Source organism: Bacillus sp. MHSD_36 (assembly GCF_030757775.1).
GTDB lineage: Bacteria > Bacillota > Bacilli > Bacillales > Bacillaceae_G > Bacillus_A.
In genome coordinates this window covers 1-395 of the sequence record NZ_JAVBIS010000036.1, presented here as the reverse complement: position 1 = coordinate 395, position 395 = coordinate 1, and the positions used below count along the sequence as shown (strand labels likewise).

The following is a 395-nucleotide window of genomic DNA, read 5'->3' as shown; positions in this document are numbered from 1 at the left end:
CTTGAACACCTTGAGGTCCGGTAGCGCCGGTAGCACCTGTGTTACCTTGAACGCCTTGAGGTCCAGTAGCGCCGGTAGCACCCGTAGCACCAGTAGCACCTGTGTTACCTTGAACACCTTGAGGTCCGGTAGCACCAGTAGCACCTGTGTTACCTTGAACACCCTGAGGTCCAGTAGCGCCAGTAGCGCCAGTAGCGCCCGTGTTACCTTGAGCACCTTGAGGTCCAGTAGCGCCAGTAGCGCCCGTGTTACCTTGAGCACCCGTGTTACCTTGAGGTCCCTGAGGTCCAGTCGGTCCAGGAGGCCCGCCGGAAGGTCCGGTAGGTCCGGTAACTCCTATACCGGTAGCACCCGTGTTACCTTGAGGTCCTTGAGGTCCGGTAGCACCAGTAGCA

The 395-nt window shown here is 59.2% G+C and carries 1 pseudogene; it reads right to left on the bottom strand.

The features are described 5' to 3' along the window. Positions 1 to 395, bottom strand: a pseudogene (locus tag Q9B79_RS26845) (Gly-Xaa-Xaa repeat protein); the annotation flags it as partial.